The following is a 14,580-nucleotide window of genomic DNA, read 5'->3' on the forward strand; positions in this document are numbered from 1 at the left end:
ATTTTCTCCCCCTTATGGGGTGGTCCAGGAGGGGCCCCCGACCCCTCCTGGCCGCCGGAGGCGTCCTTCCCCCCAACCTACGCAAGCATATCGGCCATGGCGTAGAGCTTGCCGGCCGGTTGTTTCCTGATCCAGGCCGCCGCGCGCAACGCGCCCTGGGCGAAGGTCTCACGGTTGCCCACACGGTGGGTCACCTCGATGCGCTCGCCCGGGCCGAAGAAGTAGACCGTGTGGTCGCCCACCACGTCGCCGCCGCGAAGCGCGGCCACGCCGATCTCTTCCCTGGTGCGCGGGCCGATGATGCCGTCGCGGCCGTGGCGCTTGACCGCGTCGTAGTCCACGCCCCGGGCCTCGGCCAGGCACTGGCCGAGCTTGATGGCCGTGCCGCTCGGCGCGTCGGCTTTTTTATTGTGGTGGATTTCCATGATCTCGAGGTCGTAGGCCGGGCCGAGTTTGCGCACGAGGTCCGGCAGGACCGTGAGCAGCACGTTTAAGCCCACGCTCATGTTGGGCGCGAAGAAGATCGGGGTCTTGGCCGCGGCCGCGCCCAGGGCGGCGATCTGGTCCGGGGAAAGGCCCGTGGTGCCGATGACAATGGGGTTGCCGGCCGCGGCGGCCGCGGCGGCGGAGGCCACGGAACTGGCCGGGGCCGTGAAGTCGATGACCACCGCGCCCGGACATTTGGCCAGCACCGTGGGCAGGTCGTCGCCGACGACGCACTCGAGCCCCGCAAGCCCGTCCGTGCAGCCGCTACGCTCCAGCGCGCCGGCCAGGCGGTAGTGTTCCGGGTCGGCCTTGGCCAGCCGGATCAAGGTCGCGCCCATGCGCCCCAAGGCGCCCATGACGACCACATCGCATACGCTCATGTTCGCGCTCCCTGTGTCGTAAAAGTGTTTGCGCCCGCTGCCTGTCAGCAGATGCGGGGCAGCTGCTCGCCCTCGAGCATGCCCAGAAGCCGCTTGCCACCAAGGGGCGTGACCAGGGCCACCTTGCCCGGATGGTCCGCGACCACCGTGCCGACGACCGCCGCGCCCGCGCCGAGGGGATCGGCGCGCAAGGCCGCCAGGGCCGCATCCCTCGAGGCTTCGGGCACGATGCAGATGCACTTGCCTTCGTTGGCGAGGTACAGCGGATCGAGCCCGAGCACGGCGCAGCCGCCAGCCACGGCCGGGTTCACGGGAATGGCCTCCTCGACCAGCTCGATGCCCACCCCGGACTGTCCGGCGATCTCGTTGATGGTGGTGGCGAGCCCGCCCCGGGTCGGGTCGCGCAGCACGTGCACGTCCGGCACGGCGGCAAGCAGCCTTGCCACGAGACCGCCGAGGGCCGCGCTGTCACTGACGACCGGGGACTCGAAGGAAAGCCCCTGGCGCGTGGAGAGGATGGCCAGGCCATGGTCGCCCATGGAGCCGCTGACGAGCACCACGTCGCCCACTGCCGCCCGGTGCCCGGCCGGCGCGGGATCGGCCGTGATCTCACCCACGCCCGTGGTGTTGATGAAGATCTTGTCCGCCGCGCCCCGGGGCACGACCTTGGTGTCGCCGGCGACGATGCGCACCCCGGCCTTGCGCGCCGCCTCGCCCATGGAGGCGACCACGCGCTCGAGGTCCGCCATGGGCAGCCCCTCCTCCAGGATGAAGCCGCAGGTGAGGTAGAGCGGGCGCGCGCCCATCATGGCCACGTCGTTGACCGTGCCGTGCACGGCCAGGGAGCCGATGTCCCCGCCCGGAAAAAAAATGGGGTCCACGACGAAGCTGTCCGTGCTCATGGCCACCGGGCCGTCGAGCGAAAGCACGGCGGCGTCGTCCATGCGCGCCAGGATGTCGTTGCCGAAATGGCGGAAAAAGAGTTCGTTGACGAAGCGGTGGGAAGCCCGGCCGCCACTGCCGTAGTCGAGAAGCACCTTGTCCATGCTGTGAAATCCTCAAGGCGGGTAAAAGGCGCGACCGGCCCCGTCAAGCGGCGTCGCCGGTTCTCCCGCAACGGCTCGCCCCACCGGGCCGGCGCGCCGCATCCCATGCCGGAGTCCCGTTATAGGGCCAAACGCGGATTGTTTCCAGAGGGATTGCCCCGGGGGGCGCAATCAGTTGGCGCAGGCCCGCACCACTTCCTGGGCGATGTGGCCAAGCGACATGACCTTGTCCACGCCGCCGAGCTTGATGGCTTCCTGGGGCATGCCGAAGACCACGCAGGAAGCCTCGTCCTGGGCGATGGTGTAGGCCCCGGTCTCGTGCATCTCCTGCATGCCGGCCGCGCCGTCGTCGCCCATGCCGGTCATGATGACGCCCACGGCGTTTTTGCCGGCGTAGCGGGCGGCGGAGCGGAAGAGCACATCCACGCTCGGCCGGTGGCGGCGCACCAGCGGGCCGTCCTTGACCTCGACGAAATAGCGCGCGCCGCTACGCTTGAGCAGCATGTGGCGGTTGCCCGGGGCAATGAGCGCCTGGCCGCGCAGGATCGTGTCGTTGTCCTGGGCCTCCTTGACGGTGATGCGGCAGATGCCGTCGAGGCGCTTGGCAAAGGCGGCGGTGAACTGTTCGGGCATGTGCTGCACGATGACGATGCCAGGGCAGTTTTGCGGCATGGCTTCGAGGAATTCGCGCAACGCCTCGGTGCCGCCCGTGGACGCGCCCACGGCCACGACCTTTTCCGTGGTCTGGAACATGGCCTTGCCCGTGGGACCGGGCAGCATGGCGTCGGCCGAAAGCTTGGGCGCGACCTTGATGGGCGCGATGGGCGCGAACTTTTTCAGCTTGGCCCGGGCCGCGGCCTTGACCGCGTCCACCACCCGGATGCGCGACTCCTCCAGGAACTGCCGCGTGCCGAGCTTGGGCTTGAGGATGATGTCCGTGGCCCCGTATTCCATGGCCCGCAAGAGCGTCTCCGAGCCGGCCTCGGTCAGGGTCGAGCAGACGACCACCGGGATGGGATGCTGGGTCATGATCTTGCGTAGAAAGGTCAGCCCGTCCATGCGCGGCATCTCGATGTCCAGCGTGATCACGTCCGGCGCCTCGACCTCCATGCGCTTGACCGCCGCGTACGGGTCGCCGGCGGAACCGATGACCTCGATCTCGGGGTCCGAGGCCAGGATTTCGGTCAATGTCTGGCGGACCAGGGCGGAATCATCGACAACGAGAACCTTGATGCGATTGCTCACGAGCGACCTCTGCGCGGGAATTGGAACGGCGAGTTAAATTTTCTTATATACCGTGGGTGCGTGTTGGCGCAAGGGCAAGTCCATCCCCGTGAGGCTTTCGGAATGGCCGATGAAAAGGAATCCGCCCGGGCGCAGCTGCATGCAGAACTTCTGCAACAGTTGCTCCTGGGTCGCCCTGTCGAAGTAGATCATGACGTTACGACAGAAGATGGTGTCGAGGGGCTCAGGAAAGCTGAAGGGCTCCATGAAGTTGAGGCGCCTGAAATCGATGGCCCTGCGCAGTTCCGGGACCAGGCGCACGAGTTTGCGCGACTTGTCCTTGCTGCGCAGAAAATAGCGGCGCTTGAGCTCCATGGACATCTTGGCCAGCCGTTCCTCGGGATAGACGCCGTTCTTGGCCAGGGACAGGACCCGCGTGGAAATGTCCGTGGCCATGATGGTAAAACGGAACCCCTGCATGCGCTGGGCGAATTCGGAGAGCACGATGGAGAGGGTGTACGGCTCCTCGCCCGTGGAGCAGCCGGCGCTCCAGAGACGAAAGGGCCGGGCTGGACCGTAGGCGGCGCGCCAGGCCGGCAGGACGTCCTGGGTCAGGACCTCGAAATGGCGCGGTTCGCGGAAAAATTCCGTGGTGTTGGTGGTGATGACGTCGATGAGGTGGACGAGCTCCTCGTCCAGGCCCTTGGGGCTGAACAGGAATTCGTAGTACTGGCGGTAGCCCGGCATGCCGAGAGTGCGCAGGCGTTTTTGCAGCCGCGCCTCCACCATGACTTTTTTCGAGGACGGCAGCTTGATGCCGACCTCGCTGTGAATGAAGTCGCTTAACCGCTTGAATTCCTTGTCTGTCATGGAGGCAAGGCCGCTTGCCCGGATTGTCGCTGCGCCGACCGCCGTCATGGGGATCAGGCCTCCGCGTTCTCGGGCGCGGTTTCACCCAGGCTTTGGGCCAGGCCGGCCAGTTCCAGGGAGGTGAAGACCTTGTTGATGTCCAGGATGATGATGAACTGCTCCCCGGACTTGCCCATGCCCCGGATGAAGTCGGCCTTGATCGGGGTGCCCATGCGCGGCGTGGGTTCGATCTGGGCGCTTTCCATCTCGTAGACCTCCTGGACCGAGTCGGCCAGGGCCCCGAGCACCGTGGATTCGCCGTCGAGGTTCACTTCGACGATGATGATGCAGGTGTTGACCGTGCGCTCGGTAGCGCCCATGCCGAACTTGAGCTTGAGATCCACCACGGGCACGGCGCGGCCGCGCAGGTTGATGACGCCGCGGATGTAGTCCGGGGTGCGGGGCACGCGCGTGATGTTGACGAGCTCGAGGACTTCGCGCACCGAGCCGATGTCCAGGGCGAAAAGCTCCCGTTCCAGGGTGAAGGTCAGGTATTGGTTGTCGTTGCTGCTTGCGGCCTCGGCCATGACAGTCGTCCTCCCGGTTCCGGGCGTTTGGCAGTGTTGTGTTCCTTCGAAATACGGCCGTGTCGTCAAAAAAAGCTTTCCGATAAACCGGCATAGGCCGGTATCGCGGGCGAGTCCCTAGCCGACGAAAGCCGCCGGTTGCGGCCCGTCCGCCTCGGCCGCCCGACGCACGAGCGCGGCCACGTCCAGGATCAGGGCCATGCGGCCGTCTCCCCGGATGGTGGCCCCGGAAAATTCCTCGATGTCGCGGTACAGCGGCCCCAGGCTCTTGATGACGGTCTGATGCTCGCCCACCACCCTGTCCACGGCCAGGCCTACCCTGGCGCCGTCCACGGTCACGATGACGATGGGCTCGATGGCCGGATGGGGGCCGTCTATGGCGAAGGCTTCGCGCAGCCGCACGCAGGGCACGGCCTGGCCGCGCATATTGAGCACGCCGGCCTGCGCCCCGTCGCCGCCGCGGGTCATCTCCACGCATTCCTCCACGAGTCCGAGCGGCACGACATAATACTCCGCCCCCACCTGCACCTGCAAGCCGTCGATGATGGCGAGCGTGAGCGGCAGGCGCACGGTGATGGTCGTGCCGCTGCCGGGCACGGAGTCGATCTCCACCGTGCCGCGCAAGGCGTCGATGGCGCGCTTGACCACGTCCATGCCCACGCCACGCCCGGAAATGTTCGTCACGGCCTTGGCCGTGGAAAAGCCGGGCAGGAAAATGAGGTTGTAGAGCTCCTTGGCCGTCATTTCGATGCCGGGAGCGATAAGGCCCCGCTCCTCGGCCCGCCGCCGGATAGCCTTGGCATCGAGGCCAGCACCGTCGTCGGCCACGGTGATGACCACCTCGCCGCCGGCATGGGCGGCGTTTAAGCGGATGACGCCCGTCGCGGGCTTGCCGGCGTCCTGGCGCGCGGCCGGGGCCTCGATGCCGTGGTCGATGCTGTTGCGCAGCAAGTGGACCAGCGGGTCGCCCAGGCGCTCGATGACGGTCTTGTCCAGTTCCGTTTCCTCGCCCTGGGTGACGAGTTCGATCTCCTTGCCGAGTTCGGCGGTGAGGTCGCGCACCAGACGGCGGAACTTGGCGAACGTGGCGCCGATGGGCAGCATGCGGATGGAGAGCGTGGAATCGCGCAGGCTCTCGGCCAGGCGCTCCAGGTGTTCGGCCAGCCCGCGCAGGGCCGGATCGCCCCGGTCCTCCACGGCCTGACGGATCTGCGCCTGCACGATGACCAGTTCACCCACGAGGTCGACCAGGGCATCGAGCTTGTCGGCCGCCACGCGGATGCTCGCGGCCTTTTCGCCGCGCTCCGTCGCTTTCTGGGCCAACTCCTGCACGGCGTGCTGTTCGCACAGGGCCGAGGCCACGGCGTCCGGAGAGGCCAGGCCCTTCTCGGACAGGATGTCGCCCAGGCGGCGCTGGGAGGACAGGGCCGCTTCCAGGTCCTCGGCCGAAATATCGCCGCGCGCGACGAGGATTTCCCCCAGCTTCCTGTGAATCGCCTCGCCGTTGGCGGTGGCACCGCTGTCCAGGACGTCGAGGCGCAGTTCGCAGTCGTCCTCGGCGAAGAGAAACACGTCGGTGATGGTCGCGGCGTCGGCTTCGCTGCGCAACACGCAGTCCCACCAGACGAGGCAGGCCTCGGGATCGCATTCGGACAAGCCGGGGACGGCTTCGGTGTGGACGTAGAGCCGGCAGTCGCCGAGGGCCTGGACGTCTTCCAGAAGATGCAAGGGGTTGTTGCCGCTGGCGAGCATGCCGGCATGGGGCTTGAACCGCAGCCGGTAGATGCGCGCGACGCCGGGCCTGGTTTCCTCCGGGGCGGGAGCGGCCTTTGCCGGCGGGGCCGCCTCGGGCTGCGCCGCGCCGCTCACGGCCCGGAAACCGTCCAGGATCACGCGGCCGGCGGCGGCCAGCTGCGCCTCCTGCTCCCCGCCCGGGTCAAGCAGGGCGCGGATGTGGTCGCAGGCCTGGAAGGACAGGTCGAGCAGACGGCGGTCCACGCCGAGCTGGCCGTTGCGCACGCGGTCGAAAATGGATTCCACGTCGTGGGTGAAGGCCGCGATGTCGTCGAAGCCGAACATCGCGCCCGAGCCCTTGACCGTATGCAGGGCGCGAAAGATCTTGTGCAGGAGATCGACATTCCCCGGCGAATCCTCGAGTTCGAGAAGCGAGGCCTCGAGATCGGCCAGCAGGTCGCGGGCTTCTTCGACATAGGCGGCGCGGTGGGCGTCTTCCTGGTTTCTCATCGAACCGGCGGCCTCCCTCTCCGTGCGGGGCGCTTCGCGTCAAAACAGTTCGACATTGTCCCCGAACTCTCCGGATGCTTCGCCCGTCGGCCCGCCGGCCGACGCCGTGGCCGGCGCGGCGCCTCCCTCCAGGCCGAAGGCCGCTTCGTGCACGGCCCGTTCCGCTTCCATGGTGTAGCGGTCGTAGAGCTGGCGCAGCCGGGCACTGCGTCCGCTGCCCCCGTCCGGGGCGAATTTCCTTGCCATGGCCACCTGGTCGTCCAGGGTCCGGCGGATGGCCGCGAGCCGCTGGCCGATGTCCCGGTCGAAATCGATGCCCGCGCCGACCTGGGCGGCGCGGTCGCCGACCGAGGCGCTGGCCGATTGCAGGGACGCGAAAAGCGACAGGCAGCGCTGCGAGGATTCCCGCGCCTCGGCGAGCACCCCGTCGAGGCCCTCGACCACGCGCCAGGCCTCGGACTGGTCGTTGTGGCGGCCGGCGTTGGCTTGCAGCGTCTCGGAGGCCTGGGCGATGTCCCTGAGGATGGCGGCCACGGCGTCGGTCTGCCGCCTGGCGTCGACGGACAGGCGCTGGATGGCCAGGGCCAGGACGCCGAGCGCCGCCCCGGCCTCGCCGGTATGCGCGGCCTTGATGCTCGCGTTGATGGCGATCAGTTCGATTTCCGCGCCGACTTCCTCGATTGCCTCGATGGAGCCGCCCATGCCCGAAATGGTGGCGGCCACGGAGTCCATGATGCCGCCCAGCGCCTCGCCCTGGGCGGCGAAATCGCCGAGTTCGGCCTTGACCGTGGCGATGCCGGCCTCGACGCGCGACAGCGGATTGTCCGCTCCCGTGTCGCCGATGACGCCGGTGATGGCCGCGCCGATCTCGCGGATGCGGGTGGCCAGCGACGTCAGCGAGGCGCGCAGGTGCCCCGCGGCCTCGGAAAAATGGGTATCGGCGCTTCGCAACTGGGAGTCTTGCAGGGTCAGCACGTCGGCCACGAAGGCGGCCAGTTCCGTGACTTCCTCGCCGGAGGCCCGCTGCGCGTCGTCGTCGAGCACCTGCGCCACCTCGGCCAGGGCATGCTCGGCGTGTTCGATCTGCTGGCGGACGATGTCGTGGGATTGCAGGGAGCGCACGGCCTGGCCGATATCGGCGCGGATGACCTCGGCGTTTCGCGCCAGTTCGCCCGACAGGTCGGCCGAGCATTGGGACATGGCGGCAAGCCCGGCGATGTTGGCAGAGAGCTCCCGGGAAACGAGATCGAAGCACTGCTCCTGGCCGCGGATGATGCCCTTGGTGCTCTCCCTGGCCGAGGCCACATGGCCGCGCAGGGATTCGACCTTGGCGGCGATGCCGGCGCAGTGGTCCACGATGAGGTGGGCGAGTTTTTCCACGTCGTCGGCCAGGGTGGAAAAGCCGCGGCCGTCGGCGCCCAGGCGGGCGCTTTCGATGCGCGTGGCGATGCCGAGCATGGAGAGGTGCTTGACGATCTTGGAGAAGGCCGAAACGACGCCCGAGAGTTCCTCGACGATGCCGGCCACGGCGTCGATGTCGTGCAGGCTCTCCTGGCCGGCCGCGGCCGTCGCGCCACCGGTGAGCCCGGCCAATTCCCCGGACAGCCGTTCCAGGACCACGTGCATGCCCTGGCCCGAGGTGCATGCCGCCAGTTCGCGGGCATCCTGGGAAATGGCCTCGCAGGCGGCCTCAAGGGACATGAGGCTCTCGCCCAGGGAGAGAAAGTCCTTTTCGCGGCCGTGCATGACCACGGACAAGCCGTGCTCCATGCCGCCGAGCGCCCGGCGACATTCCCGCAATGCCGCATTCGCCCCGTGCGTTTGTTGGGTGCTCTCGGCCATGCTGGTCTCCATCCCTGCCGCACCATCGCGGCGCGTGCCGAAGCGCTCCGCGCGACCGCGCCCCGTTCCCGCCCCCGACGACATGCCGGGATCATGGTGAAACTACACTTTTTCCCGCTAAAGACAAAGGTTTTCCTTTTGCAGCGGGCGACGGGGAAAAGCGGGCGAGGAGGGGCGATGGAGAATCAGCGACGCCGCAGACGCTTGACCAGCCAGAACCCCGCGACGACGACGGCGGCAAGGCCGAGAACAAGCATCTCCGCGTTGTGGACGTTGTCGATCACGCGGGTCAGGACGTTTTCGAGCAGGCTGCCGAAGGCGTAGCCCGTCAGGGCGAAAACAACGGCCCAGATCAACGCGCCAAGGGCGTTTAAGAGGAAGAACTTGCGGATGGATATCTCGGCCGTGCCGAGGACGAAGGGCGTGAGGTTGCGCAGGCCGTAGAAGAAACGGAAGCTCAAGATGAGGATTTCATGGTATTTTGAGAGCATGCGGTGCACGCGTTCGGCGCGTTCCCGCCATTTCTCGCTGCGCGCGACCAGCTTGCGCCCGTAGTGGCGGCCGATGAAAAAGGCCGTCTGGTCGCCGGCGAGGCTGCCGGCGAAGGCGGCGAGGATGACGAAGCGCAGGTCCAGGCCGAATTGGGGCGAATGGGCTGCGAATCCCGCCAAGAGCAGAATGGTCTCCCCTTCGAGAAACGTGCCTATGAAAAGCGCCAGATAACCGTACTGCTCGATGACGTGCTTGAGGAATTCGATGGACATCGTCCGCTCCGCTTTGGCCGCCGGCCGGCAATCCTTGCTTGCGTGAAAGCCGGGGAAACGTATGCGCTTGCGGGGCTTCTGTCCACAGCCAAACGCCGCCGGGAGACGTCGAACTTGTCCTGTGCCGCATTTCCGGCTAGGTTGCCGCTTCGGGCGTCCCTCGGCGTCCGCCCTCCAAAGCCGCAAGCCGGGAAGCATCACGGAACACACCCCCATGGAGATCATCGTCAGCATCTCCGACATGAAGGTCACGAACAGGGCCAAGGACGTGCTTGTCACCCACGCCCTGGGGTCGTGCCTGGGGCTTGCCGCCTACGATCCCGTGGCGGGCGTGGCCGGGCTCATCCATTGCCTGCTCCCCCTGGCCAGGGAAAACAGGGGCCCGGCCAAAAATCCCTATATGTACGTCAATATCGGCGTGCCGCAGATGATGCGCGCCCTGTTCAATCGTGGGGCCACGCGCGAGAACCTCATCCTCAAGGCGGCCGGCTGCGGCCGCATGATGCACATTTCCAACCAGTTCGACACGGGAGCCAACAATTTCGCCGCACTCAAGAAGCTCTTGCAGGTCAACGAAATGCGCCTGGCCGCCGAGGACGTCGGAGGCACCATCCCCCGCACCATGCGCGTTTACGCCGAAACGGGCAGGGTCGTGGTTTCATCTTGCGGGAGGTCCTGGGACTTATGAGCAGACGCGAGGATATTCTCCAAAAGGCCTTCGCCATCCCCCAAATGCCCATGCCCGTGCAGAAGGTGCTGGCCTACATCGGCAATCCCGAGGCCGACCTGCGCCAGCTCTCCCGCATCATCGAGTATGACCCGGGGTTGACGGTCAATGTGCTGCGCATGGCCAACTCGTCGTTTTTCGGCGGCGGCGGCAAGGTGACCACCGTGCGCGAGGCCCTGATGCGCCTGGGTCTCAACCGGGTCTACCAGCTCGTCATCGCCTCGGGCGTGGCCCCCATGACGCGCTACGAGATCAAGGGCTACGGTCTGCGCCCGGGCGAACTGCTCGAGCATTCCGTGGCCGTGGCCACGGCCTCGGAAACGCTCGCCAAGGAACTCGGCCGCGTCGCCCCGCCCCACACCTTCACCGCGGGGCTGCTCGTCAACATCGGCAAGACCGTCATGGGCTCGTTCCTGGAAGTGGACGCCGGCCCCATCCTCTCCCTGGCCCACGAGCGCCACATTTCCTTCGAACAGGCCGAGGAGGAGATCCTCGGCATCAACCATGCCGAACTCGGGGCCATCCTGCTCGAACGCTGGTCCATCCCCGTCCCCATCGTCAACGTGGTGCGCTATCGCCTGCGCCCCGACGACTGTCCCGAACCCGACCTCGCGCTCGACCTCGTGCACGTGGGCGACGTCATCGCCAAGATGACGGGCATCGGCATGGGCATCGACGGCATGCAGTACACTCCATCGGAAGCGGTGTTCACCCGGCTCGACATCAGCCCCGAACAGATGGAGGCGGTCATGGAGGCGATTTTGGAACAGATCGCCGAAGTCCGCGAAATCCTCATTGAAAGCACGCTATAAGGACGATTTTCCAATGACGCGCGAGAAGCATCCCCTGCGCGCCAGGGACCTCGGCTACGCCCAGCGGATCTGCGTGGCCAAGGCCGGCAAGCTCATGATGGAGACGGGCCAGCTTTCCCCGAGGGCCCGTGTGGGCCTCGCCGTGTCCGGCGGCGTGGACAGCCTGGCCATGCTGGCCGTGCTGCACGTCCGCCGCCGCATCGTGCCCTTTCCCGTGGAACTGATGGTGCTGCACTTAAATCCCGGTTTCGACCCGCACAACCACGCCCCCCTGGCCGCCCTGACCGCGGAACTCGGCCTGGCCGCCCACATCGAGGTCACGGATTTCGGACCCCGCGCCTTTTCCGAGGAAAACCGCAAGAAATCCCCCTGCTTCTACTGCGCCTGGCTGCGCCGCAAGCGGCTGTTCGACCTCTGCGCCGCCTACGGGCTCACCCATCTGGCCTTCGGCCACAATGCCGACGACCTGGCCGCGACCTTTTTCCTCAACATGTTCCAAAACGGCCGCGTGGACGGCCTGTCCTGCCGGGAGTCCTTCTTCGAGGGCCGCCTGACCGTCATCCGCCCCCTGCTCCTCGTGGACAAGAAAACCATCATCCGGGCGGCCAAGGCCTGGGAGCTGCCGGTTTTCGCCAACCCCTGCCCCATGGCCGGAAAATCCATGCGCCACGAGGCGGAAACCTGGGTCCAGGGCATTTGCGCCGGCGGGAAAAAACGCGCCGTCAACCTCCAGCACGCCCTGGGGCGCTGGCAGCTGGACCGCGACGCCGTCGGGAAGGCGGAGGACGACGATGTTTAAGCACTACCAGATCGTCATCTTCCGGGACCATCACGGTGCCTGCCGCAAGCTGCGCTTTCGCGGCTGGCTTTTCGCGCTCATCCTGGCGAGCCTGGCGGCCCTGGTCGCGGCGGACGCCTATCTGGTGCGATTTTATTACAATTATAAACGGATGCAGCGCGAAGCCGCCGCCTTCGAGCAGCAGGCTACGGACCAGAACGCCCAGCTCGTCGCCCTTGGCGACAAGGTCAAATCCCTGGAGGCGGACCTGACGCGGCTGCGTGGTTTCGACGCCAAGCTGCGCCTGATGGCGGGGCTCGACCAGGCCCCGCGCGACGTGGCCCCTTCCGGCGGCGAGGACCAGGATTTCGAGAAAAAATACCTGCCGCTGTACCGGCAGGAGATGCTCACCCGCAAGCTCCACCAGTTCCTGAACGAACTCGGCGAGGATGCGGCCCGGGAACGCCTGCGCCAGGGAGAACTGCTCGGCGTCCTGGCCGACAGCAAGGCCCGGCTCGCCTCCATGCCCAGCTCCTGGCCCGTGGAAGGCTGGATTTCCTCGCCCTTTGGCGAGCGCGTCTCGCCGTTTACCGGGAAAAAGGAATTCCACAAGGGCATGGACATCGCCGCGCCGGTCGGCACGCCGGTGGTCGCGCCGGGGGACGGCGTAGCGACGTTTTCCGGAGAGGTCGACGGCGGCGGCTTCGGCGTCGTCCTCGACCACCAGGCCGGGCTCGTCACCAGCTACGGCCACCTGCGCGACGTGGCCGTGACCAAGGGCCAGGCCGTGGGCCGGGGGCAGCTCCTCGGCCATGTGGGCGATTCGGGGCAGGGTTCGGGGCCGCACCTGCACTACGAGGCGCGCCTGGGCGGCGTGCCCGTCAATCCCATGCGCTACATCCTGGAATAACCGTCCCGGCCCGTGGCCCGGAATTTGCTGACGACGGGCATGGACCTGTTCCACTTCGATCCCAACCAGATTTTCGGTTTCTTCCTCACCCTCATGCGCGTGAGCGTCCTGCTGTTTCTGCTGCCGTTTTTCGGGGGCACCTTGCTGCCCAACATGGTCAAGGCCGCCTTGTGCTTCATCATTGCCCTGGCCATCTACCCCATGCTCTCCTTCCCCGGAACCCTCATGCCGGCCAACCCCTGGATGCTTATCCTGATGTTCCTCGGCGAAGTGCTCCTGGGGCTATTGCTCAACATCCTCGTCTCGTTCCTTTTCGCCGCCGTGCAAAGCGCCGGCTCGATCATGGGCTTTTCCATGGGCTTTACGCTCATGAACAGCATCGACCCCATGACCGGCGCCTCGGAATCCGGGCTCGGACACCTGATGAACCAGGTGACCACGATGCTTTTTTTAAGCCTCAACGGCCACCTCGTCCTCATCGGCGCGCTGGCGCAGAGCTTCAGGCTGGTCCCGCCGGGAGGGCTGCTCATCAACCCGGTCCTCGGCGAACACCTCGTCGCTTTCTCCAGCCAGATTTTCGTCATGGCGCTCAAGATCGCCGCCCCCATCATGGCCTCGATCTTCATGGTCGATCTGGCCTTGGCCCTGGTCGCCCGGGCCGCGCCGCAGATGAACGTGCTGTTCGTGGGCTTTCCGCTCAAAATCGGCGTGGGCTTTTTGTTCATGACCCTGGTCTTCGCCGCCATGGCCCTGTATGTCGGCCGTTTCCTCGACGAGCTCGTCCCCATGTACACCCTGGTGCTCAAGGCGTCGGGATAACGCCGGAAAGGGACGGCTGCCATGGCCAGAGACCCGAGTAAAACAGAAAAAGCCACCCCGAAACGCCGCGACAAGGCGCGCGAAAAGGGGTCGGTGCCCCGCAGCCAGGAACTGCCCAAACTGACCGTGCTCATGACCGGGCTGTTCGTCCTGCGTATCCTCATCGGCGACCTCGGCGACGATCTCAAGAGCGTATTCATCACCTTTCTGGGCCAGAATCTGCGCTTCGAAGCCACACCCGACGGAGTGACCGCGCTGCTGTGGATGCTGTCCGGAAAACTCGCCATGATGCTCCTGCCGCTGCTTGTCGTCATGGCTATCGTCGCCTACATCACCCAGAGGTTGCAGGTCGGCAAGATCTGGCATTCCCAACTCTTCAGTCCTGACTTCAGTAAACTGTTCAATCCCATGGGAGCCGTGCAAAAACTCCTGATAAACCCGAGAACACTGTTACAACTCGGCAAGCAGGTGGCGATGGCTGCCGCCATTGCCGTTGCCCCATACCTCATTTTGAAAAATAAGTTCAATGAATTCCTCCCTCTTTTTTATCAACCGACCGATGCATTCATCGCATTTATTCTGGAAAATGGTTTCACACTTGTTCTTTATACCCTTGGGCCCATGCTGCTCATCGCGATCATCGACGTGTGGTATACGCGCTGGGATTACGAAGAGAACCTCAAGATGAGCAAGGATGAGATCAAGGACGAAACGAAGCAGGCCTTGGGCGACCCCGTCATCAAGAACAAGCAGAAGCAAAAGATGATGGAGGTCATGCAGCGGCGCATGCTCCAGGACGTGCCCAAGGCCGACGTGGTCATCACCAACCCGACCCACTTCGCCTGCGCCCTGCGCTACGATCCCAAGGAGACGCCGGCACCGATGCTGCTGGCCAAGGGCGCCGACCACCTGGCCGAGAAGATCAAGGAAATCGCTCGCGAGAACCGCATTCCCATCCGTGAGAACAAGCCACTGGCACAGGCCTTGTATAAGCAGGTGGAAATCGGCCAGGTCATCCCCGAGGACCTCTACCAGGCGGTGGCTTCGATCCTGGCCCAACTCGACAAGTTCAAGCGTCCCGGACGACCCCGCTGATCGGGCGGCCCCCGGGA

At 65.9% G+C, this 14,580-nt stretch carries 14 protein-coding genes; 6 read left to right on the forward strand and 8 right to left on the reverse strand.

Going from position 1 to position 14,580, the window contains the following annotated elements:
- Positions 1-77 precede the first annotated feature (77 nt).
- The 8 genes from dapB to Q368_RS0106700 form a co-directional block, all read right to left on the reverse strand.
- A complete protein-coding gene (gene dapB / locus Q368_RS0106665) occupies positions 78-866 on the reverse strand; it encodes a 4-hydroxy-tetrahydrodipicolinate reductase (RefSeq protein ID WP_029458328.1) in 789 nt (262 codons plus the stop codon).
- A gap of 44 nt (positions 867-910) precedes the next feature.
- On the reverse strand, positions 911-1,912 hold the full coding sequence (hypE, locus tag Q368_RS0106670; protein ID WP_029458329.1) for a hydrogenase expression/formation protein HypE: 1,002 nt from the start codon (positions 1,910-1,912) through the stop codon (positions 911-913).
- 171 nt (positions 1,913-2,083) lie between these two features.
- A complete protein-coding gene (locus Q368_RS0106675) occupies positions 2,084-3,157 on the reverse strand; it encodes a protein-glutamate methylesterase/protein-glutamine glutaminase (RefSeq protein ID WP_029458330.1) in 1,074 nt (357 codons plus the stop codon).
- A 33-nt stretch (positions 3,158-3,190) separates the two neighbouring features.
- Complete coding sequence (locus Q368_RS0106680; protein ID WP_029458331.1) at positions 3,191-4,054, reverse strand: CheR family methyltransferase; 864 nt, start codon at positions 4,052-4,054, stop codon at positions 3,191-3,193.
- Positions 4,055-4,059: 5 nt separating this feature from the next.
- Positions 4,060-4,572, reverse strand: a complete 513-nt coding sequence (locus Q368_RS0106685; protein WP_029458332.1) for a chemotaxis protein CheW — start codon at positions 4,570-4,572, stop codon at positions 4,060-4,062.
- Positions 4,573-4,689: 117 nt separating this feature from the next.
- Positions 4,690-6,816: a chemotaxis protein CheA gene (locus Q368_RS0106690; RefSeq protein WP_029458333.1), complete on the reverse strand. Its 2,127-nt coding sequence runs from the start codon at positions 6,814-6,816 to the stop codon at positions 4,690-4,692.
- A 39-nt stretch (positions 6,817-6,855) separates the two neighbouring features.
- Positions 6,856-8,658 carry a coiled-coil domain-containing protein gene (locus Q368_RS0106695; protein WP_029458334.1) on the reverse strand — a complete coding sequence of 601 codons (1,803 nt, stop codon included), beginning with the start codon at positions 8,656-8,658 and terminating at the stop codon, positions 6,856-6,858.
- Positions 8,659-8,843: 185 nt separating this feature from the next.
- Entirely contained in the window at positions 8,844-9,422 is a 579-nt protein-coding gene (locus Q368_RS0106700) for a DedA family protein (protein ID WP_029458335.1), read from the reverse strand.
- A 214-nt stretch (positions 9,423-9,636) separates the two neighbouring features.
- On the opposite strand from Q368_RS0106700, the gene Q368_RS0106705 reads away from it, so the two are divergent.
- From Q368_RS0106705 to flhB, 6 genes are read left to right on the forward strand one after another with little or no spacing between them, the layout of a single operon-like run.
- Positions 9,637-10,110 carry a chemotaxis protein CheD gene (locus Q368_RS0106705; RefSeq protein WP_029458336.1) on the forward strand — a complete coding sequence of 158 codons (474 nt, stop codon included), beginning with the start codon at positions 9,637-9,639 and terminating at the stop codon, positions 10,108-10,110.
- Positions 10,107-10,961: an HDOD domain-containing protein gene (locus tag Q368_RS0106710; protein WP_029458337.1), complete on the forward strand. Its 855-nt coding sequence runs from the start codon at positions 10,107-10,109 to the stop codon at positions 10,959-10,961. The genes Q368_RS0106705 and Q368_RS0106710 overlap by 4 nt, the downstream gene beginning before the upstream one ends.
- Before the next feature lie 13 nt (positions 10,962-10,974).
- Positions 10,975-11,760, forward strand: a complete 786-nt coding sequence (locus tag Q368_RS0106715; RefSeq protein ID WP_029458338.1) for a tRNA lysidine(34) synthetase — start codon at positions 10,975-10,977, stop codon at positions 11,758-11,760.
- On the forward strand, positions 11,753-12,649 hold the full coding sequence (locus Q368_RS0106720; RefSeq protein WP_029458339.1) for a M23 family metallopeptidase: 897 nt from the start codon (positions 11,753-11,755) through the stop codon (positions 12,647-12,649). The genes Q368_RS0106715 and Q368_RS0106720 overlap by 8 nt, the downstream gene beginning before the upstream one ends.
- 39 nt (positions 12,650-12,688) lie before the next feature.
- A complete protein-coding gene (gene fliR / locus Q368_RS0106725; RefSeq protein ID WP_029458340.1) occupies positions 12,689-13,468 on the forward strand; it encodes a flagellar biosynthetic protein FliR in 780 nt (259 codons plus the stop codon).
- A 21-nt stretch (positions 13,469-13,489) separates the two neighbouring features.
- Positions 13,490-14,563 (forward strand): flagellar type III secretion system protein FlhB, encoded by a 1,074-nt coding sequence (flhB, locus tag Q368_RS0106730; protein WP_029458341.1) that lies wholly within the window; start codon positions 13,490-13,492, stop codon positions 14,561-14,563.
- Positions 14,564-14,580 lie beyond the last annotated feature (17 nt).

Source organism: Solidesulfovibrio alcoholivorans DSM 5433 (assembly GCF_000702665.1).
Lineage (GTDB): Bacteria > Desulfobacterota > Desulfovibrionia > Desulfovibrionales > Desulfovibrionaceae > Solidesulfovibrio > Solidesulfovibrio alcoholivorans.

Bases quoted from the DNA above. Each gene is read 5' to 3' on its own strand.
- Q368_RS0106690 (WP_029458333.1), bottom strand. From the start codon at position 6,816: ATGAGAAACCAGGAAGACGCCCACCGCGCCGCCTATGTCGAAGAAGCC.
- Q368_RS0106705 (WP_029458336.1), top strand. From the start codon at position 9,637: ATGGAGATCATCGTCAGCATCTCCGACATGAAGGTCACGAACAGGGCC.
- fliR (WP_029458340.1), top strand. From the start codon at position 12,689: ATGGACCTGTTCCACTTCGATCCCAACCAGATTTTCGGTTTCTTCCTC.
- Q368_RS0106695 (WP_029458334.1), bottom strand. From the start codon at position 8,658: ATGGCCGAGAGCACCCAACAAACGCACGGGGCGAATGCGGCATTGCGG.
- flhB (WP_029458341.1), top strand. From the start codon at position 13,490: ATGGCCAGAGACCCGAGTAAAACAGAAAAAGCCACCCCGAAACGCCGC.
- hypE (WP_029458329.1), bottom strand. From the start codon at position 1,912: ATGGACAAGGTGCTTCTCGACTACGGCAGTGGCGGCCGGGCTTCCCAC.
- Q368_RS0106680 (WP_029458331.1), bottom strand. From the start codon at position 4,054: ATGACGGCGGTCGGCGCAGCGACAATCCGGGCAAGCGGCCTTGCCTCC.
- Q368_RS0106700 (WP_029458335.1), bottom strand. From the start codon at position 9,422: ATGTCCATCGAATTCCTCAAGCACGTCATCGAGCAGTACGGTTATCTG.
- Q368_RS0106715 (WP_029458338.1), top strand. From the start codon at position 10,975: ATGACGCGCGAGAAGCATCCCCTGCGCGCCAGGGACCTCGGCTACGCC.
- Q368_RS0106685 (WP_029458332.1), bottom strand. From the start codon at position 4,572: ATGGCCGAGGCCGCAAGCAGCAACGACAACCAATACCTGACCTTCACC.
- Q368_RS0106710 (WP_029458337.1), top strand. From the start codon at position 10,107: ATGAGCAGACGCGAGGATATTCTCCAAAAGGCCTTCGCCATCCCCCAA.
- Q368_RS0106720 (WP_029458339.1), top strand. From the start codon at position 11,753: ATGTTTAAGCACTACCAGATCGTCATCTTCCGGGACCATCACGGTGCC.
- dapB (WP_029458328.1), bottom strand. From the start codon at position 866: ATGAGCGTATGCGATGTGGTCGTCATGGGCGCCTTGGGGCGCATGGGC.